Source organism: Pseudomonas sp. PI1 (genome assembly GCF_000812405.1).
Lineage (GTDB): Bacteria > Pseudomonadota > Gammaproteobacteria > Pseudomonadales > Pseudomonadaceae > Pseudomonas > Pseudomonas citronellolis.
In genome coordinates this window covers 124,237-142,960 of the sequence record NZ_JWMC01000009.1, presented here as the reverse complement: position 1 = coordinate 142,960, position 18,724 = coordinate 124,237, and the positions used below count along the sequence as shown (strand labels likewise).

Genomic DNA, 18,724 nt, shown 5'->3' with positions numbered 1-18,724 from the left:
CCCATCTTCTATTTGATCAGTGCGTGCCAGAAGCCACCGGTAGGCTTTGTCTAGTCAGCCAAACTGTCGATCAGGGTCTCGATTTCGCTCTGGGCCTCTTCAAGACCTTCGCGGGTGGCCTCGCGACTGCGGCTGGTATCGCCGTAGTAAGCGCGGATCGCGTCAAGCAGTTGAACAAGATCCATGGTGCTTCTCCTGGTGGGGTGTGCTGGACAATAACGCCCAGGATGTGGATTTGGAGGTCGGGGTTACGGTTGCTGGAGACGAAGGAGCCGCTTCAACTCTTCAAAGTCGGCTAGATCGGACATGCCTTCATCGTCGTGGGCAATGCGCTCCAGCAGATCCCGCGGTAGGACCACATGATTCGCAGGAAGGACGTAAAGCTCCTGCACCTCATAATCAGGCCATTCCTTTGGGTTGGCCTTGACCATGTCATGGTGCTCCTTGCTGCATGGCCCCCAGTGCTGGGGAGCGCTCAAGAAGAACGCACGATGACAAACCGGCTTCAGCTTCTCAGGCATGGACGGACTCCGCGCCCTTCAGCACAGCGTTCAGCTCTGCAATGACCTCCGCAGGGGCCGGCACCGCTTCTTCGCTGAACATCCTGCAGTCGCCGAAGCATTGCCAAGCGATGACCTGTCCAAGTCGACGCAGAAGCTGTTCATTACCCGCCCGGGCCTGGCCGCTTTTCACCATGACGCTCTTGTGAGAGCTGGTGCCATCGACGGCCATGGCGGTGATGAAATAGTGGTTTTTCCCACGGTTGTAGACGATTTCTTCGCGGCCGGTTCCCTCGTGAAGTACCAGTTGCGCTGGCGCTTCGATCCCGCTGTCTCCGACCTTAAAGCGAAGCATGTCCCCTTGTTTGACCTGCCCCGGGCCAGTGAGGGCCATCCACTCCGGTGCCAACCCCAGCATGGCGCGGAGAGTGGCAATCTCTTTCCGTGCCGCTGCGAGCGCATTGGCGTTTGCCTGGGATTCGGCGGCTACCTTGTCGAACTCTTCGACGTAGACGACCTCACCCATACCCTGGCCGGTCAGGAAGCCTTGTGGGTGCAGATGCCTTGCATCCACGCTGTAGCGTTGCACCTTATTCATGCTGGTCTCCCTGTGCCTTGGGGCACTTACACGGACCGATTTCCGCGGACCAGGTGCCGGCGAAGCGCGGTTCGACGGTGCAACCGTCGTACAGCCATTTGCCGAGCAGCCTGCCCGCATCCGCTCGCTCAGTGCGATTGATGTCCATCGCACCAATGGCAACGCCGCACTGGCAGGTCGCAACGAACCCAGTTGGACGGCGCTTCATGCCTCGTCCTCCTGGGCGACAACGCCATCACCAACCAGGTCGGAAGCGAGGAGGAACAGTACCGCCTCGGCAATGCCGGATTCACCCGCACGGGAGGCGGCATAGCCGGCACCGTTGTGCAGGTGCTGGACGATGATGCGCTCGCCGGTACGCTCGATCTTCCAGTTTGCCGGGATCACGCGGACTTGAGCCGCCTGGCTGGCCAGTGCAGTGTCCCGTTCAGCTTGGAACGAGTCGGCAAGGGCCTTGTTAGCGACCGCCAGCCGGTCGAAGAGATCCACACGTGCTTGCAGACCAGCGACGTCGCGCTTGTACTGGTCGGCAGTTACCAGCTCGACCACTACATCGTCTTCGGTGGTTACACGTTCGGCCTGGAGCCGCTCGACGACCTTGGAATCAACCTGAATGTCGTTGTCGCCGTACTCCGAGCCGCTGATTCCTCCCAGCAGCAGAGCACCCACAACGTCAGGTTTGAGTTCCGGAATCAGCCAGGCCGGACGTGTCATGTCTACAGTCGGGATGGATTTGTCGAGCAGGACCTCCTGGGATTCCCCCCAGGTGTATTCGATAACACCATCGGCCGTCGTCTTGCACCCGATCATCCCGAAACAAACGATAGGATTCCGAGTGTGCCGACTCAGCGGGATACCGGCAGTAATCAACTGCTGGCGCGTCGGTTCGTGGTAGTTGAGCAGGCTGCTGCAACCGCTGGGTTCGCTGTCGGGATGCTTCAGTCGGACAACGATCTTCTTCGGCCTGCCTTCTTTGGCGACGGACTCCAGTTCGCTCATTCGGGAGAGAATATCGTCGCGGGGTGCCAGGGGCTGTGCTTTGGAAAGTGCGCCGGCCAGCATGTGGATGCATTTCTCGTCATCCGCAATGAGTGCCATTTCTTCGAACAGCTTGCGTGCCAGTTCGATATCGCCAACAGGCACCGGGCTGGTATTGTCGTCCTCGTCCAGGCGCAGATATTCCGCGTACTCCGCGGCATTGCATTTGGGGCACGGAATATCACCGCCGTTGAGCAGCGGCCCCCCTGGCTCATCGCAGCTATCTTCGTCCCAGAGGTAGCCATTCTGGCATTGAGCATCCAGGTACGGCGCTCCGAAATGTTTGCCTCGGTAGTCACACCCAAGCACAGGGCTAGGGGAGGCTTGCCCGGCTTCGACAGGGCGAGTGGCGTACTCCAACATTTTCCCGATGAGGTCAGCATCGAAGGTGCTGCTCTCGCGCAGATACTCAATGACGAACGTTGGATCGAAGCACGACCAATCAGAATGTCGTTGATCCTGAACTGCCTCATGCGCGCCAGCTTGCTCAACTGCCGTTTTGATCGAGGACAGGACGTGTGAGCCCACTCTTTTTTTGATTGCGGCAAGCAGATAGGACCAAGCAAAACCACGATCTTCCGAAGGGATGAGCCCCAACGCGCGACCGACATCATCCCGGCACTGCTTGTCGAGCGCCAGCAACTGGTCGGAGTGGGCGAGCGGGAGGCTCTTCCCGATTGCGCGCAGTTTGTCACGCAAGTCGTCCAACTTCTCCCACCATTTCTCGCCATAGTGGTGCCGCAGATTCGCGCTGCTGTCGTGCCCGGTGAAAACCTGGATGGCATCTGCAGCCTGTTTCACCAGCTCGAGGGTGTTCGCAATCTTGGTCTCGTAGGTCTCTTCTTGACCACCTCCGGCCAGCACTCCTTCCTGGTGCTCGAGCAGCAGTATTGCCCCTTCCTCAGGGCACTCCTCGTGGTATGCGTATAAGCCTGCCACAGGGAAGTCCTCGTCCTGGTCATGCAGTTCGATCACCAACGTCTGCTCGAGCTGCTCAGTTGTGTTGTCCGGGGCCAGGAACTCGATGGCGTTCAGCAACTGATAGCCGTTCAGCACGAGGCTGGGCACATGTTGGGGTTGATCGTCAGCATCGAGATCGTCCTTGTCGTACGGCGCTATACCCTGGGTGGGCAGGACCTGGGCGGGCTCATGGTCAACCAGGTAGATGGCGATGTCGTCTGGGAGTCTCTCGTGGCGCGCGTAAAGGCCGGACTCAGGACAGCGGATCTCCTGAGCTGCGGAGTGCAGTTCGATCACCAGTCGATGACTCATCTGCTCAGGGGTGCGCTCCGGGGCTAGGAACTCCAGAGCATTTCGGATCTCATAGCCGTTCATCGCAAGGCCCATAGCTTGCGGTGTTACGTCGGCTTCGGTTCGGCCGCCGGATTTCGACGGGGAAGGGATGAAAGACATGTTAGCTCCACGAGATTGGGAATGAAGAGATGCTGGCGCCTCTGTCACTGTGCAGAGAGCGAGGTGTCACCCATGCCGGCGTTCGATTCGGAAGTGATCTTGAGGATCTTCTGCACGTCCTGATTTCGGCGGGCGAGGATCTTGCTGTTCATTTCGTGGGCGGTGTGGTTCTTGCCCTTGAAAACCCACCCGCCAGAAGAAAAGAGGGACTTTTTTTCGTCGTACTTCCATTCCTTCAGGTAGGCGTGATACGAGTCCAGTACCTTGGCGATTTTGTCTTCGGCGGTTTGTTTCCGGCTCATTTGCTAGTCCTCCTGCATTTGCTTGTCGAGGATCTGCTCCGTAGCCTCCTTGAGGCCCCGGGAATAACCCAGCCCTTCAGCGCGGCTTAGCTCAAGTTGATGCAAGCTTTGCTGGCGCTCCATGGCATCCGCGGCGTCCTTAAGGCCCCGGGAATAGCCCTGCTCTTCAGCCCGGCGAAGTTCGAGCTGATGTTGGGTTCGCTGGCGCGCCATTGCTCGGTGGATTTCGGCATCCTCGTCGTTGTAGCTGCGCATACGTGCTTCCATCTCGCGGTACTCCGCCACGTCGATAAGGCAGGCCGGCGATTGCATCTCATGAGTGCCGAAGTGAAGGGCGGCAGCGGCCTCGTCGAGGAAGTGCTCGCCACAATGGAAGCAACGCCAACCTGCCGTCCGATCCGCGCGCAGCGCCTGCAGCTCCGCGCGCATGGTGTCGGTTTCGGCCTGCTCTTTTGTCAGGTGCTGGGACAAAATGCAGGCGAAATCAGCAGCCAGGCGATCGCGGATGTATCGGGTGAAGTCGTAGCGCCCGAGTTTGGTCTGGAAGTAATCCACCAGGTAGCCGCGGCCGCCGGCCGATGTGCTCAGGTTGTGCTGGGTCTCACTCATGGGCGTTCTGCTCCGGTTGGGCCAGGCTGGCGAGCAGGGCCATGGACTTGTGAGCTGCCCCGCTTGGGTTGTACTTCGCGCAGTTGCTGGCCCTTGAGTCCTGCTTCCCATCCTCGTAGCCGGACACGTAGGTGTTCCAGAAGGCGGTGTAGGTGACCAAACCGACATGCCCTTCTACGTCGGTGGGTGCAGGTATGGGCCTGGGCACCTTGGACAGTGCGTTCCACAGCTGGACGAGGCCGGGCTCGGTGAAGGTCGATACCGAATGCTTGCAGGCGGGGCATGCAGCTTTCCAGAAAGGTCCCAGGGAGTTGCGTTCCAGGGTCACGGCCGGAAGACGTTGATCGCCGCAGCGGCACAGGTTGAAGGTGGGCGTGGCAGTAAGCGTCTTGATCTGCGAGAGAGCCCCCTCATACAACCCTGCGAGCTTGGCATGGGCCTCATTCATCCCAGCAATGGTGACCTTGTTACGCTGCAGCTCGGCTTGAGCCGTAGCCAGGTCCTGCAAAGCGATGTCCAGCTGGGACGTCAGGGCATCCACACTCTGGTGGTACTGCTCAACGGCCATCAGCTGCTTGCACCGCCCTGAAAGTGGCGAGAAGGAAAGGCCGGCGACGTCCTGCTTGTGGTAGTTGAGGTACGCGAGAACCTCCGGCTGCTGGGGGAGGGTCGCCGGCATGGTGCTTTCCGTTTCGTTACTCATCGCTTGCAGTTCCTGAAGAGGTGGAGGAATGGGATTTCACGGAAGCAATCATCGGCGTCCTCGGGGTGTGCCAGAACCAGGCCCCTGCTCAGACAGGCTGGGCTTCGGCCTGCGAAATCGTGGCAAGCAATGCAGTCAGTTCTTCGCTTGAGCGTTCAAGCCGGTTCATGTCCGGGCGGGCCTGGATTCTCCGTACACGCCTTCCCATCCTGGTTCGCTGGGTTTGTGGCGGCAGGCATCCATACGAAGACGGCCATCGGGCCCCCTGAACATGAATGCGACAGGTGCCTGATCTTTAAGCCGCTCAAGCTCGGCTTTGAATTGATCGCGCTCCGCTTCAGCGGACTGCATGGCCAGGACGGTACGCTCGTAGTCTTCCGCAAGTACCACTTCTGCGAAGGCCCCGTTCCCGTCGGTGTCGATCGAATAGCGGCGTACTTCAGGTACATGATCCTTGGAATCGAGGATCGTGGTCAGCCGGGCCAGGAGCCCCTGTTGCAGAATCTTGAAGTGGCGGAAGTTCCACGCGCCATCCGTATCTTCTTTCCAATGTTGAAGACAGGAGCGAACCCATTCAAATGCGCCTGTAAAGTCACTGGGCACGGGTTCCGCTGCTTCGACCAGCACCAGCATCTTCTCCAGATCGCTGAGGATGGATACGAGGTCCTTCAGGCTCACCTTGTCTTGACGGGTTTGCAGCGTGAGAGTGATAGCTGCAGCGACCAGGGAGTAATGCGCTACGTTGGCCCAGAAATCGTTTTTGCTTACAGGCTCTGGTGAGACCCCTGCCGGAATGAAGACCTCGAGTAGGCCCTGTCCGTTGTAACGTCCGGTGATCCCTTGCTCATCGAAGCTCAAAGGGGTGCCTCCCTGAGGTCCAGTTTTGGTTTTGCTCATGATTCGGTTCCTATTCGCGGGAGTTACTTGAATTTGATCTTGCCGGAGCCGGCGACACGGTGATCGCGTTGGGCAGGGTTCCCGTACACCAAGATTTCACCCGATCCGGCAACGCTCAGGTCCACTGTTGCCGCAGTAAGTTCATTGAGGTGTGCCACTACCCCAGCAGGAGCTGATCACTCCCGCCACTGTCGCCAGGATCAAGAACACGCCGAGGTGTTTTCAGTGTCGTCTGACCACGGGTTTTCTCTAGAGATGGTCCCCGGATTGTCCCGCGACCGAAATTTGGCTACCAACGAAAGCGACCGGCTGAAATTCGCTTGATGAGAGTTTTGAGGGGGAAAGCGAGTGTCCTAATCCACTCGCTCGAAATGCTTGTCCTGCGGAGTGTTATGGGGGTGAGAGTTAACCCAACCCATTCGATTCAATGAAAGCGATCACCGATTCAGTCGTCGGTTCCGACAGCAAGTGATACGCCACAAAGTGGAAGCAGCTGTCTTCACTCTCAAGCATGGAGAGTTCATCTCGGTTGAATGACCAGCGCTGGCCAGCATGGTCAAACTCTATGTACTTCTCAGGGAGAGGATCGACTGTCACCGGCACGAATTCAGGCTCGGTAATCCATTTGCGTGTCTGGCGGTAATCCTCATCCATCCAGCCCCCAACGCAGGTATTGAACGCGCTGCTATCGAAGTCGTAAGGCTCAGCCTCGTCGATCGTGCTATTGCGGTTCACCGTCAAGCCTATTAGCTCCCCGCTGGCGCTGAGGTAGGCATAATGGCAATCGCCAATTCTCATTGCTATGTCTGGTTTTCCCGTCAGTAGGCGGCGGTACTCATCGAGGCAGCCCTGGAAGGTGTAGACCTCAACCCGAAGCTGACAGTAGAGGTCGATTTTCTGGTCGTGGGTCAGGCCGAGATCACCAGAACCGTACTGTTCCCACCAGGTCATGAACGCTGGTGCGTCGTGAAACTCGTGGATAGACCGGCTCGCGTTGTCGAGACAGCTCAGAACTTCGGTTTTGGCTTCGTCCATGATCGTTGGATTGAGGCTCATGATGGGGCTCCATGGCGTGTTAGCGATGAGACCAGTCTGAGGTCAATCGGAGTGTGTCAGAAGCGGGAGGTCAGCAATCGGAGCTGGCGCTTGATCCGCGCCCACATCGTCTGGTCCTGGGTGTATTGCTGCCAAACGCCTTCATCGCTGATCGATTCCAGGACCACAGGGCTTTCCCCTCGGACTCGGATGAGAAATGCTGTGATGCAACGGCAGGACCGGCACACTCCGTGGCCATCGATCACCACGACATCCGGCAGTACCTGGTTCCAGATCCCCCTAAAGTCTTGCTTTCTGATTTCACTCCCGCACAGCTTGCATTGCGGGACCACCTCAGTGAGCTTAAAGCCCGAGGGGAATGTGAAGGGTAGCCGGGACGCAATCACTTCTCCGGCCTGGTACTGGGCGATCATGGCTTGCAGTTCTTCGGGGCTGACCTTCTTAGGTTGCTTCCGTTGAACCGCCCGCTGTTGATTGGTTGTGGTCATGCGGTGTCTCTCCAGATGTTCGATCAGCTATGCGGCCAGCATGTCCAGCTGGTCCGGCTTCGCATATCGCCCGGGGCCCACTCGGCGCGCAGTCTGCTGGCAGACCTTACGGACCTGCTCCTTCCAGTTCGGGTTTGCCGTCGGCCGGCGTTCAGCAACGTATTCGTAGATTTGGCTCAGGTGGGCCTCACCCTCGAACAGATCGAGGGCCTGCCCGACGACCTCGCGCCAGGTGGCTGGGCCCTGACTCATGGCCTCCTGCACATCTTTCGGCAAGCCCTGCAGGTACGCCAGTTCGTGGTATAGGCTGAGGCCGATCATCAGGCGCTCTTGGTCTTTGGTGAACGTCACGAAAGTCAGGGGATGCTTCAGCCCGGCGTAGAGGTTTCTGGGCAGCATCTCCTGCTGGATGGCCCAGCGTTCGTTGTACCGACACACTCTCGCCGCTGTCTGGAGGAAGTAGCAGGGTAGGACGAATGCCACCTGGCCATTGTCGACCAGTAGGCCGTGTACACGATCCAGCAATCGCTCGATGAATTTGGTTTCGAAAGGCGGATTACCGAGGACCAGAGTTGGACGCTCTTCGAACTCCACCTGGAAGAAGTCGCCGGTAATGACCGGCCTGCCGGTCAGGTCACGTGCTTGCTGAGCGAGATGCGGATCGATCTCTATCCCCAGCGCCGGCACATATTGGGGAACCGCTTGCAGAAAGCGCCCTGGGCCGCACGTTGGCTCAAGGACGAAATCCTTGGCGCTGAGGTGGCTGAAGTTCTTTCGTACGATCGCGGCTGCAGCCCAGGCCGGGGTTGGGTACTGGCCGAGTTCGATCTGTGTGTTTTGTGTGCTCATCGCCTCAAGTGCCTGTTCGTTGATCAACTGAGGCAAGAATCGGGCTGGTCCTCCCGTGCCACCATCTGCGATCCGGAAATCAGCCGTAGCCTTTGAGCATGTACCTCCTCAGGATTGCAGTAGCCTCGGGGAATCAATAGGGGAGATTTCCTATGCCGTGGATTGATCTGAAATCAGCACTGAAAAGCGAGGCCGGATTCCTGGAGTTCATCAGGAGCAGCTATAGGCACGGCACCGTCGTGGCCCTGTGCGCTGGCGCGATTGGAATCCTGAACCGCAGGTTGGAAGCCGCGGTGGCTCGCAAAGACCGTGACGGTCAGCGTTACCTCTATACGCAGATCGAAGTGTTGCGAAGCGAGATGCATGTACGGCTGGAAATCCGAACCGACCAGGCGCTTGCCCGTGGCGTTCTACATCTCGCCGGCGAGGCCGCCCTGGCGCGCGTGCACGACTACCAACGAGAGCGATATCTCTCCGAGTTCTCGAAGCTGTACCCGGAGATCGTGGGCGCTGTGGGAGTGACCCGAGCAAAGTTCTGGGAAGCGGGTGTATATGGTCAAGATTTTCCGCTCTGGGCCCAGCAGAACGGTTTCACCGATACACAACTCCTGCAAGCCATCCAGGTATCGAAACTCAGGGCCTATGACGCCCTGGTCGAACTGAACCGTGAGCTGGAGGAGAACGGGAAAGGCGCCCGGAGTTGGAAACTGAAAACCGAGTGGGACCGCCGGCGGAAGGAGATCAAGTTACTCTCTGATCTGCAATTCAGGTCTGCAATCTACAAGTGCATACGCGATGTGCTTGGCGAAGGCTTTATGCCCGAGCTTGAAAAATGGATGACCCTGAATACTCGGATACCCCACTTTCGGAAGCTTCGAGACCGATCTCGGGACTCGAAACCGAACCTCAAGCTCCAACTGCTCCCGGGCCGGAAATTTCGGCCTGAACGCACTCCTCCTCGAAGCACGGTGAGTTCGGAACCTCGGGCATGAATCCGAGCCTCACTACGGCTAGTGCGTAGCTTCAGGCCCAACCGTAGGGCCCGACCTTCCCTGCAGGAACGAGAAGCCCGCCAAATCGGCGGGCCTTGATCGGGGAGGGTGGGTCAGTTCGGGAACCAACGCTCGGCCAGCTCGCGGAACTTCGGCTCAACGGCCTTGGCCTGCTCGATGCCGGCACAGACATATCCATGGTGCCCGCCGGCCTGCCCTCGCTCCCAGTAACTGCCCGCGGCGGCCACCATCTCATCTACTGAACCGCCTTCAGCTCCAATACTCAAGCAGCGCACCGCGGCACCGACGTGGTCCCCGGCTCCAGGGATGCGGCTATCGCTCAGGGCGGCGCACCAGCCATGTTTTGTAGGCGCATTGGCCGTCGGAAAGTCGGAGTAGAACTCCATGATCGCAGTTGCCAGTACCAGGGGATGGCCCGGGTAAACGGGGTAATTCCCGGTCACGCTCTTGATGAACTGTCTTCCTTCCATCAAAAACCTACCTTCAGTCAGGAGTTGCTGCCTTATGGATTCGCTTGACGTATTCGTGCATGGGTTGGCAATCGCTGTCCTGGTAGCCGAATCGGTTCACGAACGTCGAGAACGAATCCCCACACTCTTCATCCTGTTGCAGCCAGGCTTCGTACTCAGCGGCCACCTTGAGGGCTTTCAAGCGGAATGCCAATGCCGCGGCACGCTGGGCCTTCTCGTCGCGATGCCGACGGATCATTTCTTCTTCTTCGGGGCTCAAAGGGCCTAGGGAATCGGTCATGATTTAGTTACCGGATGCTGGCAGGAGTAAGTGACCTTGACGCCTTCAACAGCTATCTCAGCCTTTTGAACATTTGAACTCTCTTGAATGACCTTCAACAAATCATGTTTCGTCATTCGATAGTCGTCCTCGTCACTGTAGGGGTATATGACCTCGACAGACTCTCCGGTGAAGCTTGCAGTCCAGGGGGAGCCGTTCGCTGTTTGCTTAGGCGCTCCCCTCTTCATTAGCTCTTCAGAAGTGATTGGGATAGTGGCACAGGGGCCGCGACGGGCCTCAAGCAAAATCAAGGCATTGGGAATTTCATAAGTCAGATGCTTCGCAGCCAGTTTACCCATGCCTTGAGTAGCAGTGGCCATGATATTTTGGCCATAAAACAACATGCCAATTACGGCACATATAATTAATAGAGCAACTGCTAAAGCGTTGGATGCAAAGCTTTTGTTTTTTGAACTTTGTTTGTCTTGTTGCATAGCTAACCTTGTATTTAATATCGCTTTATTGCGTGAGCGCAATGAAATAGTACGTTATGGCTTGGTTCATTTTACTATGACTAACGGGTGTAATCCCAACCATCAGTTCTCTGTCTAGCTTAACGAGGCAGTTGCCTCGATTCTCAGGGGTAGTGATCTTCCAGAGTTCTGAGAACTGCTGGCTTGATTGTCCAGCCCGTCGCTCGCTTATACCGCTCGGCGAAGTCTTTGACCGTTGCACCATGGAAGTCCCTGTCGCGACTTCGACGCTCGATGATTCCTGCGCAGTCCTCGCCGACATGTCCAATCTCAACGATGAAGCCTTTTACGATTCGCAAGCCGCAGCAGGCGCAAAGGCGGCGCTCATTCATGGGCGGGCTGATCTTCTTGCCCGAGTGAAAACAGGTTGCTCGATCGTCAAAGCGTTTCATCGTACTTTCCTTCGTGGTGCTGGGTGGAAGAGGTGGATCAGCTGATGCCTGCGGTTTCCAGCGTTCCGGCCTCTTGCAGCTCGGCCCAGGTTTGAGCAAAAGCCTGTTGCATGCTCCACTCGTCACGCCAAGCACTACTTGCGCGATCGTAGGTGTCACGGGCCTTGTTGATCGCTTCAGCCTGAGTGCGTGCGCTCACGTTGTAGAGGCGCCCGATTTTTCCTGTCTCGCGGCTGTGCCCGAAGACGGCCCATTTGACAGCCCTGGGCTTGGGCTTAGTTTTCTGCTTTCCGCTGCCGCCGCATTGAAAGCAGACACCACCGAGAACGGCAGTGAACAGCCAGATTTTCCCAGCGCCATCACAGCGGCTGCATTTGTAGAGTTTGTCTGCCATGTCCATTCCTCGGTCATGCGCCGGCGAGCCGGAAGCTTGTTCAGGGGTAGTACGCCTTCTGGCGTTCAATTTCTTCGCGGATCTCCTTGGCAATCCGCCATTCACCCTGTTGCTCCGCTTCGTGCTCGGTCTCCTCGAGCTCTTCGGCGCACCATTGGCTCAGGTCGTAATACTTACGTTCGCGCATGCGGCGAATCAGGTCTTCGTGAACATTGACAACAGCCATTGTCTTGCCCTCCTCGGGCATTGTGGTTGCCCAGCGACTTCCGTGGAGCGTTCAACTCAGAATGTGGCCAGTCTGTGCCTCATACAGCTTCACACAGTTCGGACACAGCATGCCTTTCTTGCCCTGGGCAAGCTTGGCTGCCTTCCAGCCCTTACGGGTGGCCAGGTCCTGAAGGTACTTGTAGGCCCGGATCAGATCGGCCTGAGTATCGTCAGCAGTTTCGAACACACCCTGCTCGTTCATGCTGTAGCAGTCGTCGGTGCTCGGGTCTTCCTGGTTGATGCACTGCAGTTCCAGGCGAATGCTCATCGTGTATCTCTCTCAAACTGACGGAGCTGATTGCCGGACATGGTCTAGCCTGACCATCACCTCAGAGGCCAGATGCCCCCACTGCGCTGGACTCACATCCAGATATCCAGCATTAAATTGCTGATCGATCTGGTCGATCAGGGTGGTGATGGATGCTTCCGTAATGGCTGACCTCAAAACATCTAGCGCGTCATCGAAGTCACAGAAAGCAAATGTGGCCATTCCGTTTGTCTCTCCGTAAGTCCCGGCCGCCCATAGCCCCCAGTGGGTGGGGGCGATAGTTGTCAGGGGGCTTGGATTAGCCGACGTTCGCCGCCGGCTCGGTGCCGCTCTGGGCAGATTTTACGGCCGCGCGGATGTTGGCCAGCGCCTTGGCCAGGTCCTGCAGGTTCAGGTCGGCACCGCTGAGGGTCAGTTCGACCTTCACACTCTCCGGGGTGGCCATGAAGGGCAGAGCTTTCTCCAGCTGGTCGGCCAGCTGGACCAGCACCGGGGCTGCTACGTCCAGGTCCTTGCGACCGTACAGGGCGGACGGCGCACCAACGGACTTCGCGGTGATCTTCGCGGAGCCGTTGCGCTGGGCCTTGGCGAGCTGCTCCTGCATATGCACCACAGTGTCTTCGCCGTTGGCCTTGCACTGCTTCTCTGCGGCCAGGGCAGTAGAGACGGAAGCTTGGCCCTTCTCGACCATCTCCTTGACCTCAGGGGCCACGTTCACCAGCGCCAGCATCTTGCGAACGTGGCTGACCTTGCGGTGCACCGCGGCCGCGACACCGGCGACAGTGAACTTGTGGTCGTCGATCAGCTCGCGGTAGGCCTCGGCCAGATCAAGAGGGGAAACCGGCACCTGCTGGTTGCTCACGCACTGACGCACGATCTCAACGGCGCGGCCACCTTCCACCTGGCTCACCCACACGCGCTTGATGTCGGCGCCTTCGGCGATGGCCAGCATCAGGCCGGCGTGGCGGGTGAAACCGGTCACTACGCGCAGTTTGCCGTTTTCGGCGACAACGCCCAGCGGTTCGACGGGCTCGCCGGCCTTGTAGGAATCGGCGAAGCCGCGGATGGCATCCTGGTCGAATTCGCTGCGGATTGCCTCTTCGACATTGCAGACGAGGAGGGCGGTGGGCATTTCGAAGGCGTTCTGGCGCTTCGGATCGAAGTCTAAGCCCAACTGTTTGCCGGTGATCAGCTTCTTGGCGGTGTCGTGGATGCTGCGCAGGGAGTTGCAGCCAGCCAGAGCAGCTTGGGCGGTTTCGGTGATCAGGTTGGCGGCGATGGTCTTGGTGGTCATGGGGTAGTGCTCCTGTGTGGTCGATGGAGCCATCTTCAGGGGAGGTCGTGTGTGCCAGAACCGGCGCCGAGAAAATTTCGAAGTATTTTTCGAACCCCTATCGCCTGACATCAATTCCCGATATTCGGACCCTAAAAATGCGCAGAGCCCGCTCTAAGGCGGGCCCTGGGGGAGTGGCTACTACTGCTATCAGAGCAGGAACAAGCGGCGGGCGTAGCTGCGGTTGACCTCGCGGTCGACCTTCTCCAGGAATTCCGGCACTTTCTCGGCGATCTGTTCCGAGGTCATGCCGCTGGGGATGTTCAGCCAGGTGGTGCTCAGAACGTTGTTGCCCTCACTCTGGTAGTTGCCTACCAGCTGGAAGCCTTCCGATCGCGGCTCGAGGCTGAGCGTGGCGGTCTTGATGCCAACGGCGGTCTCGTAGTCCTGGGAGGCCACCAGGCAGCAGATGTCCATATCGAGCTGGCTGGCGGCGGTCCAGCCATGCGCCACCAGGTTGACGGCGATTACTTGCTTGACTGCCTTGTACTCGGGGGCCTGGATGGCGATGTGTGCTGGAGTGTGTTTCATGGCGGAAGTCTCTTGGCTCGGTGGCTTGGATTCGATGTGGCTATCTTCCCCCGAGCTCATGTGTGCCAGAACCGGGCATTTCGTCGATGCCAGAAAGCACGAAGCCCGCACTGTGGCGGGCTCTGGTGTAACTGCTGCCTCCTGATCAAGCCCAGCTGGCCAACTCCCGCCAGAAGAATGCCCTGACCAGGAAATGCGCCACAAAGTGGGCGGTGAAAACGACCAACACAGCGCCGATGAGGCTGACATCGAAGTCACTGAGCGAGGTAACGTCGAACGCTAGCGCTACATCCGCCTTGAGGCCAGCGGCGACCACGATAAACACCGCAGAAAAGACAATGCCGGAGACGATGGCCATGAAGGACATCAAGGGGGTGCCGTATGCAGCTTTCAGGGTTTTTCGTCCAGTACCGACCAGCATTACCAGGACCAGCGCGAAGCAATTCGAGATAGTGCTACCCACCGGGCCCGAGATCAGCCAGGCGGCTAGTAGAGACAGCCCCACCAGAATCGCGGAGTAGGTCAATACGCCAATCACGGCCAAAGATCGGGCCGGAGCGCTGCCAGCTTCAGTAATGGGCATCCTTCAAATCCTATGTCTGTCAGGGAAAGGCCTAGCTTACCGCCCAAGTGCCCTGAAACCTGGCCAAAAGCTCCGTCGCACCAGTAACTCGGCCAAGATGCCGAGAGAGATGACGATCAACGCCGCGGCGAAAGGGCGTAGATCGAGGAAGTCGACGTCCTCGGGCAACGGCTGCACCCCGAACACACTCCGGAGAAGGGTGAAGCCGATCACCAGGCCGGCGACCAGCAATGCGCCAACTCCCCGCCCGATTTCCTTGAACTGCCTGCCTTTGGCGATGACGGGTAATGCCAGCAAGCACCCGACAACAGCGTGGCAGTGCGTGATGTAGGTGCCGATGTCCCATGGGATGGTCATCCCGGCCACCAGCACTGTGGTGCAGAGGATGAATGCGTAGATGAGGACTGCGAACACGGGCGTGTAGCGCGGTCTCTTTTCGGTTGGGCTAGCGTGGCTCATGGATCTCTTCAAGACGCTGGTTTGGTTTCGAGTTGGGGGCCTTATCTGCAAGATCATGTAGCGTTGCGCAGTTGCCGCAGGAGAGGTAAACCGCCGGGAACAGCTCACCGTCGATGTCAGTACCCTTCGGCTCAATGCAGTGGGTCCACATATCGGCGCACCCGCAATTGCCGCAGATCAGGTGGAGTCGGGCACGTGCCACTGGTATCTCCTAGGCGTCCTGGTGATGTTTGACCACGGCGCTACGCTCGGGCAGCGCCGGTTTGAGATCCTCGTACGACTGCTTGAGGAGGAGAGCACGGGCAACACCGTGATCACCAACGGTATCCAGAGTGAGTTGGCTGCGCGCTCCGGTGAACGAGTCCTTGACCTCGTTCAGAGCTTTGATCCCCTCCCGTCGCAGCAGTCCTACGGTTTGGAGACTGCTGAGCTTCGCCAGAGAGTCGTTGACGATGTCCACCTCAATCCACTCGGTCAGGTCCGACAGTTGGGTTTCGATTTCGCTATAGGCGTCACGGACGCGAATCAGGCGGCTTCCACCGTTCTTCGCAATGGTGTCCAGGACGAGGATGCACCCGTCCCCCAGCATCTGGTCGGAGTAGCCGGTGATGGTGCGAATGCTGGCCTCGGCGACGGTAATCCTGCCGCCTTCGACAACCGGCAGCCGGGCGTCCGAGTCTGCGAGAAGTTCCAGTTCAATCCATTTTTTAGTCATAAGCGTTCCTTGATGAGGTAATTGGGCCTGCCACTCAGCACCAAGTGGATAAAAGGCGACATAGTCATGAGGGATGGTGTTGGGATTTGGTTCCACTGCCATGCAATGAACTTACATCAACCCCAACTCCAGGTTCTCAACCTGAACATCATGCCATAGCTCCTGCTCGATCAAAGCGTAGGTATCTGCAAGCTCCTGGGCGTGCTGGCGCTCGTTCGCGGCGCGCTCTTCCTCGGCTACGATGAAGTCAATCAAGGCGAGGTCGTAAAGGTCGTACGCACGTTGCCAGCGGCCGGCAATCGCAGTGAAACCCGGTTCTTTGCTCAGCAGCGCATGCGCCTCAGATGCCATAGGGGCAAGATGACTTTGTTCTGCGGGGAGAGTTGGCAGATCAATGGACCGCGCAACCTGCTGGAGGGCCTTCTCACCCTCCGGACACTGGAAACGTACGAGGAGACTTACCGGCAGAACGGCACGGGCGAAAGCCAGGCAGGCCTGGAGTGCTGACTCTTCTTCCTGTTCGGCTGCATTGAGCGCCTCCAGCTCTGGGATGACCATGTCTCGTCCTCTGGTGAATGTCTTGATGAGCACATGGTCTACGCTGGCGGGGTGTGCCACCAGCTCAGGCTGCGAGGATAGGCGCGAGTAGATCCCGGTACAGGCGGGCCTCTTCGACAGATTCCAGAATGTCGTCGAGCGCGCGGTGGCTCTGGCGTTTGGCTGGTTCGAATGCTGGGCTGATCGTCTTGAGGAATTCCTTCACCGCGCTGATATCCAGATTGCGGTAGTGAAGGTGCGCATTGAGCGCCGGCATTTGGGCCTCAAGGAACATTCGGTCGAAGTGGATACCACTGCCGCACAACGGTGAGGCCTTGGCTTGCACGCCGTGCTCTACCAGGAACTCGATGATTTGCTGTTCAGCACTGGCCAAGTCGGTTGAGGAAGCCGACACATCGTCGAAGAGGCCATTGCGAGTGTGCATGCTCCGTACAATGTCGTCGCACAAGGGAAGGACGTCAGCCGGGTCGTTATGGACAACCACGACGTGTTGGGCAAGGACGTTGAACTGGCCGTCGGTTACCAGAACCCCGACTTCCAAAATTCGGTGCCGGTACACCATCTGCTTATGCAGCTCAGTGAATCCGGTTGACTCAAGATCAAGCCAGGCCAGCCGGCGATCATTATTCATCATGGGGGAGGGCTCCTGTGGTGGCAGTACATGGATATTCTCCATGCCAGGGGATGTGCCACCAGCCAGGCCAGGGTGACCTATCAGATCGTCTCCCCGCGCCCCGGTGCACGTTTTGCCCTGCGTGCTTGAATGCGCCAGCTGATCAGCGGGCCGAGGAGCGTGAGCAGAGCGGTCACCACCACCAAGGCTATGGTGGCCGGCTTGCCGCCGCGGATGTGGTAATCATCGGGGCTGTAGAGATAGGGGAAGGAGCCCTCCGGCAGGCGAATGTATATGTCACCCGCATCCCTCGGTTGAAGCCACCAGGTCCCGTCGAGATTTGCCTCCACCCGACCAACCACACGGCATGAGGTGTCGTAGGGGATCTGCAAGGCTTCGCAGGCCGCCTTGTCGCGCACGATTACCTTGGCAGGATCGATTACCTGAAGAGAGTGGCCGACCTGCAGAGCGGCCCAGATGACCAGCATTGGCCAGACGAAGGCCATGAGTAATCTGAACAAAGGATTGAACTCCTAAAATACGAGGCGAAGGCAGGGTATCCAACAGGCTGGCGCATTGCCATCCAAACTTAGGCCCTGAAATTCAGCCTTTCGGCGAATGAGGCTCCCAGCCAAGGCATCTAGCGATCTGGTGGCAGGGCCATTCGTCAGCTGGATATCCTCAGGGGGCTTGTTGGCGTTAATTGTGGGTGTTGGACCGCTGCAGAGTCATCCGAGCCCCACATCAACCGTTTATCTGGTGACGCCGTCAGGGCGTTCCGCATAATCACTACAGCCCTTTTTGAGGAAGCATCATGATGAATCCTTTAAGAGAACCCTCTGCGTTCAGCCCCAACTATTGGGCTGAACGCGCAGCTGTGCTGCGATCGGCAGTTAATAACGCAAATCCTGATATCGATCCGGTTCTCCTGGAGATAGCCCTTGAAGGCGCTGAGGATGTCCTGCAGATGGAAGTAGAGTTGGCCGATCAACCGCTTGTCGGTTGGACGTACAACGACAACGAGATAAGCGATCTGGTTGCGGCCCGTTCCGCTGCCCAGGCCCTGGCGATCCTGCATGCCAGTTTTCCTGACCACACCTACTACCCCGAGTGCCTTGAGCAGGTCGACGAAAATGGCTTTCGAAATCGTACCTGGTGCTTTGATGAAACTCCTGACGTGAAGCTGCCTTGGTCGGAATTCATCAAACGAATCACAATTCCCCGCCATCTAACCGGCGTTTACTTCTAAGTTTTTTGCATCGTACAACCCAGATTTTCGAGCCGAGGATCGGATGCGTTGCGCTGCCTTGAGCGGGGTATCTGCAACAGTGCTCCAGTCATGATGCCACCAGGCAATGACCATGCTGGCTTCCTTCGCCGTCGGCGCCGATATTACGGCTCGAATTTCAGCGCCTACAGCCTCCCACCAGTCCATGCCCTCGGAATCACGGGCGTTGGGATCGATTGCCGACCGATACACGGCCTTGATTTGTTCTTGCGTCAGTTCGTTCATTGCGGGGTGTCCAGTTGCGCCAGCAGGTACTTGGCCATCGGTAATTCGTGCTTGCCATACCGGTCGTAGTCGGCCAGGCGGGCCGAGATATAGGCCGCCAGCGGCTGCTGCCACTCCGCACTGCTAACCGAGTAAGCGTACTCCTCGTAGAAGCGCACGATATCCCTGCTCATCGAGTGGCGATAGGTCTCGGCAATCTCCTGGGCGAGGGCAGGTGCCGTGCCGAGGGCAACCAGATCACGCTCCAGATCCTCCGGGAACGTGGTCTGCCGAACCCAAGATAGGGCGTTGAAGAAGTGAGGTCCGAGATTCAGATGTGGCTGGACTTTGCTGGCGCTGGGAGTGTTCATGGTCATCGTTTGGTTCCTGT

Annotated in this window: 32 protein-coding genes; 2 read left to right on the top strand and 30 right to left on the bottom strand. The window is 58.2% G+C overall.

What is annotated here, in order from left to right; translation table 11 throughout:
• Positions 1-50 precede the first annotated feature (50 nt).
• The 12 genes from RN02_RS34430 to RN02_RS03140 form a co-directional block, all read right to left on the bottom strand.
• Entirely contained in the window at positions 51-185 is a 135-nt protein-coding gene (locus RN02_RS34430) for a hypothetical protein (RefSeq protein ID WP_010794363.1), read from the bottom strand.
• 63 nt (positions 186-248) lie between these two features.
• Positions 249-521: a hypothetical protein gene (locus RN02_RS03190; RefSeq protein WP_021018547.1), complete on the bottom strand. Its 273-nt coding sequence runs from the start codon at positions 519-521 to the stop codon at positions 249-251.
• Positions 514-1,098 carry a hypothetical protein gene (locus RN02_RS03185; protein WP_021018548.1) on the bottom strand — a complete coding sequence of 195 codons (585 nt, stop codon included), beginning with the start codon at positions 1,096-1,098 and terminating at the stop codon, positions 514-516. Before RN02_RS03185 ends, RN02_RS03190 begins: the two co-directional genes overlap by 8 nt.
• On the bottom strand, positions 1,091-1,306 hold the full coding sequence (locus RN02_RS03180; protein ID WP_010794360.1) for a hypothetical protein: 216 nt from the start codon (positions 1,304-1,306) through the stop codon (positions 1,091-1,093). Before RN02_RS03180 ends, RN02_RS03185 begins: the two co-directional genes overlap by 8 nt.
• Positions 1,303-3,549, bottom strand: a complete 2,247-nt coding sequence (locus RN02_RS03175; protein ID WP_043313025.1) for a hypothetical protein — start codon at positions 3,547-3,549, stop codon at positions 1,303-1,305. Before RN02_RS03175 ends, RN02_RS03180 begins: the two co-directional genes overlap by 4 nt.
• Positions 3,550-3,593: 44 nt before the next feature.
• The gene (locus RN02_RS03170) at positions 3,594-3,851 is read right to left on the bottom strand and encodes a hypothetical protein (protein WP_043313024.1); all 258 of its coding nucleotides are present in this window, start codon (positions 3,849-3,851) and stop codon (positions 3,594-3,596) included.
• A 3-nt stretch (positions 3,852-3,854) separates the two neighbouring features.
• Positions 3,855-4,460: a hypothetical protein gene (locus RN02_RS03165; protein WP_010792845.1), complete on the bottom strand. Its 606-nt coding sequence runs from the start codon at positions 4,458-4,460 to the stop codon at positions 3,855-3,857.
• The gene (locus tag RN02_RS03160; protein ID WP_043313023.1) at positions 4,453-5,163 is read right to left on the bottom strand and encodes a hypothetical protein; all 711 of its coding nucleotides are present in this window, start codon (positions 5,161-5,163) and stop codon (positions 4,453-4,455) included. The genes RN02_RS03165 and RN02_RS03160 overlap by 8 nt, the downstream gene beginning before the upstream one ends.
• Before the next feature lie 165 nt (positions 5,164-5,328).
• A complete protein-coding gene (locus tag RN02_RS33105; RefSeq protein WP_061363311.1) occupies positions 5,329-6,060 on the bottom strand; it encodes a hypothetical protein in 732 nt (243 codons plus the stop codon).
• Between the two features lie 405 nt (positions 6,061-6,465).
• A complete protein-coding gene (locus RN02_RS03150) occupies positions 6,466-7,116 on the bottom strand; it encodes a hypothetical protein (protein ID WP_021018553.1) in 651 nt (216 codons plus the stop codon).
• Between the two features lie 56 nt (positions 7,117-7,172).
• Complete coding sequence (locus RN02_RS03145) at positions 7,173-7,604, bottom strand: hypothetical protein (protein ID WP_043313020.1); 432 nt, start codon at positions 7,602-7,604, stop codon at positions 7,173-7,175.
• Between the two features lie 27 nt (positions 7,605-7,631).
• Positions 7,632-8,489: a class I SAM-dependent methyltransferase gene (locus RN02_RS03140; protein WP_228778165.1), complete on the bottom strand. Its 858-nt coding sequence runs from the start codon at positions 8,487-8,489 to the stop codon at positions 7,632-7,634.
• A gap of 116 nt (positions 8,490-8,605) precedes the next feature.
• Here RN02_RS03140 and RN02_RS03135 point away from each other — a divergent pair, with 116 nt between their 5' ends.
• The gene (locus RN02_RS03135; protein WP_021018556.1) at positions 8,606-9,445 is read left to right on the top strand and encodes a hypothetical protein; all 840 of its coding nucleotides are present in this window, start codon (positions 8,606-8,608) and stop codon (positions 9,443-9,445) included.
• Positions 9,446-9,558: 113 nt separating this feature from the next.
• Here the strand turns inward: RN02_RS03135 and RN02_RS33830 are convergent, their stop codons facing one another.
• The 16 genes from RN02_RS33830 to RN02_RS03065 form a co-directional block, all read right to left on the bottom strand.
• The gene (locus RN02_RS33830) at positions 9,559-9,936 is read right to left on the bottom strand and encodes a hypothetical protein (RefSeq protein ID WP_043313016.1); all 378 of its coding nucleotides are present in this window, start codon (positions 9,934-9,936) and stop codon (positions 9,559-9,561) included.
• Positions 9,937-9,949: 13 nt separating this feature from the next.
• The gene (locus tag RN02_RS03125; RefSeq protein WP_010792853.1) at positions 9,950-10,216 is read right to left on the bottom strand and encodes a hypothetical protein; all 267 of its coding nucleotides are present in this window, start codon (positions 10,214-10,216) and stop codon (positions 9,950-9,952) included.
• The gene (locus tag RN02_RS32040) at positions 10,213-10,689 is read right to left on the bottom strand and encodes a hypothetical protein (RefSeq protein WP_021018559.1); all 477 of its coding nucleotides are present in this window, start codon (positions 10,687-10,689) and stop codon (positions 10,213-10,215) included. Before RN02_RS32040 ends, RN02_RS03125 begins: the two co-directional genes overlap by 4 nt.
• 143 nt (positions 10,690-10,832) lie before the next feature.
• Positions 10,833-11,120: a hypothetical protein gene (locus tag RN02_RS32035; RefSeq protein WP_019438427.1), complete on the bottom strand. Its 288-nt coding sequence runs from the start codon at positions 11,118-11,120 to the stop codon at positions 10,833-10,835.
• 37 nt (positions 11,121-11,157) lie between these two features.
• A complete protein-coding gene (locus RN02_RS03120) occupies positions 11,158-11,514 on the bottom strand; it encodes a hypothetical protein (protein WP_010792854.1) in 357 nt (118 codons plus the stop codon).
• Between the two features lie 40 nt (positions 11,515-11,554).
• A complete protein-coding gene (locus RN02_RS03115) occupies positions 11,555-11,740 on the bottom strand; it encodes a hypothetical protein (protein WP_019438429.1) in 186 nt (61 codons plus the stop codon).
• 51 nt (positions 11,741-11,791) lie between these two features.
• Positions 11,792-12,049: a hypothetical protein gene (locus RN02_RS03110; protein WP_010794346.1), complete on the bottom strand. Its 258-nt coding sequence runs from the start codon at positions 12,047-12,049 to the stop codon at positions 11,792-11,794.
• Positions 12,050-12,061: 12 nt separating this feature from the next.
• Complete coding sequence (locus RN02_RS03105; RefSeq protein WP_019438430.1) at positions 12,062-12,271, bottom strand: hypothetical protein; 210 nt, start codon at positions 12,269-12,271, stop codon at positions 12,062-12,064.
• Positions 12,272-12,347: 76 nt separating this feature from the next.
• On the bottom strand, positions 12,348-13,343 hold the full coding sequence (locus RN02_RS03100; protein ID WP_019438431.1) for a ParB/RepB/Spo0J family partition protein: 996 nt from the start codon (positions 13,341-13,343) through the stop codon (positions 12,348-12,350).
• Positions 13,344-13,532: 189 nt separating this feature from the next.
• Positions 13,533-13,913, bottom strand: coding sequence for a hypothetical protein (locus RN02_RS03095; RefSeq protein WP_010792858.1), 381 nt, complete (start codon positions 13,911-13,913; stop codon positions 13,533-13,535).
• Positions 13,914-14,058: 145 nt separating this feature from the next.
• Entirely contained in the window at positions 14,059-14,496 is a 438-nt protein-coding gene (locus RN02_RS03090) for a hypothetical protein (RefSeq protein ID WP_019438433.1), read from the bottom strand.
• A 36-nt stretch (positions 14,497-14,532) separates the two neighbouring features.
• A complete protein-coding gene (locus tag RN02_RS03085) occupies positions 14,533-14,955 on the bottom strand; it encodes a hypothetical protein (RefSeq protein WP_010792860.1) in 423 nt (140 codons plus the stop codon).
• A gap of 211 nt (positions 14,956-15,166) precedes the next feature.
• Positions 15,167-15,670: a hypothetical protein gene (locus RN02_RS03080; RefSeq protein ID WP_019438434.1), complete on the bottom strand. Its 504-nt coding sequence runs from the start codon at positions 15,668-15,670 to the stop codon at positions 15,167-15,169.
• Positions 15,671-15,781: 111 nt separating this feature from the next.
• On the bottom strand, positions 15,782-16,228 hold the full coding sequence (locus tag RN02_RS03075; RefSeq protein WP_021018563.1) for a hypothetical protein: 447 nt from the start codon (positions 16,226-16,228) through the stop codon (positions 15,782-15,784).
• 64 nt (positions 16,229-16,292) lie between these two features.
• Complete coding sequence (gene orn, locus RN02_RS03070) at positions 16,293-16,862, bottom strand: oligoribonuclease (RefSeq protein WP_043313014.1); 570 nt, start codon at positions 16,860-16,862, stop codon at positions 16,293-16,295.
• An 80-nt stretch (positions 16,863-16,942) separates the two neighbouring features.
• The gene (locus RN02_RS03065) at positions 16,943-17,347 is read right to left on the bottom strand and encodes a hypothetical protein (protein ID WP_019438435.1); all 405 of its coding nucleotides are present in this window, start codon (positions 17,345-17,347) and stop codon (positions 16,943-16,945) included.
• A 308-nt stretch (positions 17,348-17,655) separates the two neighbouring features.
• On the opposite strand from RN02_RS03065, the gene RN02_RS33095 reads away from it, so the two are divergent.
• Positions 17,656-18,090 (top strand): hypothetical protein, encoded by a 435-nt coding sequence (locus RN02_RS33095; protein ID WP_021018564.1) that lies wholly within the window; start codon positions 17,656-17,658, stop codon positions 18,088-18,090.
• Here RN02_RS33095 and RN02_RS32030 read toward each other — a convergent pair.
• Both RN02_RS32030 and RN02_RS03055 read right to left on the bottom strand, forming a co-directional pair.
• The gene (locus RN02_RS32030; protein WP_019438437.1) at positions 18,070-18,354 is read right to left on the bottom strand and encodes a hypothetical protein; all 285 of its coding nucleotides are present in this window, start codon (positions 18,352-18,354) and stop codon (positions 18,070-18,072) included. The genes RN02_RS33095 and RN02_RS32030 overlap by 21 nt on opposite strands.
• Positions 18,351-18,710, bottom strand: coding sequence for a hypothetical protein (locus RN02_RS03055; RefSeq protein ID WP_010792866.1), 360 nt, complete (start codon positions 18,708-18,710; stop codon positions 18,351-18,353). Before RN02_RS03055 ends, RN02_RS32030 begins: the two co-directional genes overlap by 4 nt.
• Between the last annotated feature and the right edge of the window lie 14 nt (positions 18,711-18,724).

Excerpts from the sequence above, each read along its gene's own strand:
- RN02_RS34430 (WP_010794363.1), bottom strand. The coding sequence starts at position 185 with ATGGATCTTGTTCAACTGCTTGACGCGATCCGCGCTTACTACGGCGAT.
- RN02_RS03190 (WP_021018547.1), bottom strand. The coding sequence starts at position 521 with ATGCCTGAGAAGCTGAAGCCGGTTTGTCATCGTGCGTTCTTCTTGAGC.
- RN02_RS03185 (WP_021018548.1), bottom strand. The coding sequence starts at position 1,098 with ATGAATAAGGTGCAACGCTACAGCGTGGATGCAAGGCATCTGCACCCA.
- RN02_RS03180 (WP_010794360.1), bottom strand. The coding sequence starts at position 1,306 with ATGAAGCGCCGTCCAACTGGGTTCGTTGCGACCTGCCAGTGCGGCGTT.
- RN02_RS03175 (WP_043313025.1), bottom strand. The coding sequence starts at position 3,549 with ATGTCTTTCATCCCTTCCCCGTCGAAATCCGGCGGCCGAACCGAAGCC.
- RN02_RS03170 (WP_043313024.1), bottom strand. The coding sequence starts at position 3,851 with ATGAGCCGGAAACAAACCGCCGAAGACAAAATCGCCAAGGTACTGGAC.
- RN02_RS03165 (WP_010792845.1), bottom strand. The coding sequence starts at position 4,460 with ATGAGTGAGACCCAGCACAACCTGAGCACATCGGCCGGCGGCCGCGGC.
- RN02_RS03160 (WP_043313023.1), bottom strand. The coding sequence starts at position 5,163 with ATGAGTAACGAAACGGAAAGCACCATGCCGGCGACCCTCCCCCAGCAG.
- RN02_RS33105 (WP_061363311.1), bottom strand. The coding sequence starts at position 6,060 with ATGAGCAAAACCAAAACTGGACCTCAGGGAGGCACCCCTTTGAGCTTC.
- RN02_RS03150 (WP_021018553.1), bottom strand. The coding sequence starts at position 7,116 with ATGAGCCTCAATCCAACGATCATGGACGAAGCCAAAACCGAAGTTCTG.
- RN02_RS03145 (WP_043313020.1), bottom strand. The coding sequence starts at position 7,604 with ATGACCACAACCAATCAACAGCGGGCGGTTCAACGGAAGCAACCTAAG.
- RN02_RS03135 (WP_021018556.1), top strand. The coding sequence starts at position 8,606 with ATGCCGTGGATTGATCTGAAATCAGCACTGAAAAGCGAGGCCGGATTC.
- RN02_RS33830 (WP_043313016.1), bottom strand. The coding sequence starts at position 9,936 with ATGGAAGGAAGACAGTTCATCAAGAGCGTGACCGGGAATTACCCCGTT.
- RN02_RS03125 (WP_010792853.1), bottom strand. The coding sequence starts at position 10,216 with ATGACCGATTCCCTAGGCCCTTTGAGCCCCGAAGAAGAAGAAATGATC.
- RN02_RS32040 (WP_021018559.1), bottom strand. The coding sequence starts at position 10,689 with ATGCAACAAGACAAACAAAGTTCAAAAAACAAAAGCTTTGCATCCAAC.
- RN02_RS32035 (WP_019438427.1), bottom strand. The coding sequence starts at position 11,120 with ATGAAACGCTTTGACGATCGAGCAACCTGTTTTCACTCGGGCAAGAAG.
- RN02_RS03120 (WP_010792854.1), bottom strand. The coding sequence starts at position 11,514 with ATGGCAGACAAACTCTACAAATGCAGCCGCTGTGATGGCGCTGGGAAA.
- RN02_RS03115 (WP_019438429.1), bottom strand. The coding sequence starts at position 11,740 with ATGGCTGTTGTCAATGTTCACGAAGACCTGATTCGCCGCATGCGCGAA.
- RN02_RS03110 (WP_010794346.1), bottom strand. The coding sequence starts at position 12,049 with ATGAGCATTCGCCTGGAACTGCAGTGCATCAACCAGGAAGACCCGAGC.
- RN02_RS03105 (WP_019438430.1), bottom strand. The coding sequence starts at position 12,271 with ATGGCCACATTTGCTTTCTGTGACTTCGATGACGCGCTAGATGTTTTG.
- RN02_RS03100 (WP_019438431.1), bottom strand. The coding sequence starts at position 13,343 with ATGACCACCAAGACCATCGCCGCCAACCTGATCACCGAAACCGCCCAA.
- RN02_RS03095 (WP_010792858.1), bottom strand. The coding sequence starts at position 13,913 with ATGAAACACACTCCAGCACACATCGCCATCCAGGCCCCCGAGTACAAG.
- RN02_RS03090 (WP_019438433.1), bottom strand. The coding sequence starts at position 14,496 with ATGCCCATTACTGAAGCTGGCAGCGCTCCGGCCCGATCTTTGGCCGTG.
- RN02_RS03085 (WP_010792860.1), bottom strand. The coding sequence starts at position 14,955 with ATGAGCCACGCTAGCCCAACCGAAAAGAGACCGCGCTACACGCCCGTG.
- RN02_RS03080 (WP_019438434.1), bottom strand. The coding sequence starts at position 15,670 with ATGACTAAAAAATGGATTGAACTGGAACTTCTCGCAGACTCGGACGCC.
- RN02_RS03075 (WP_021018563.1), bottom strand. The coding sequence starts at position 16,228 with ATGGTCATCCCAGAGCTGGAGGCGCTCAATGCAGCCGAACAGGAAGAA.
- orn (WP_043313014.1), bottom strand. The coding sequence starts at position 16,862 with ATGATGAATAATGATCGCCGGCTGGCCTGGCTTGATCTTGAGTCAACC.
- RN02_RS03065 (WP_019438435.1), bottom strand. The coding sequence starts at position 17,347 with ATGGCCTTCGTCTGGCCAATGCTGGTCATCTGGGCCGCTCTGCAGGTC.
- RN02_RS33095 (WP_021018564.1), top strand. The coding sequence starts at position 17,656 with ATGATGAATCCTTTAAGAGAACCCTCTGCGTTCAGCCCCAACTATTGG.
- RN02_RS32030 (WP_019438437.1), bottom strand. The coding sequence starts at position 18,354 with ATGAACGAACTGACGCAAGAACAAATCAAGGCCGTGTATCGGTCGGCA.
- RN02_RS03055 (WP_010792866.1), bottom strand. The coding sequence starts at position 18,710 with ATGACCATGAACACTCCCAGCGCCAGCAAAGTCCAGCCACATCTGAAT.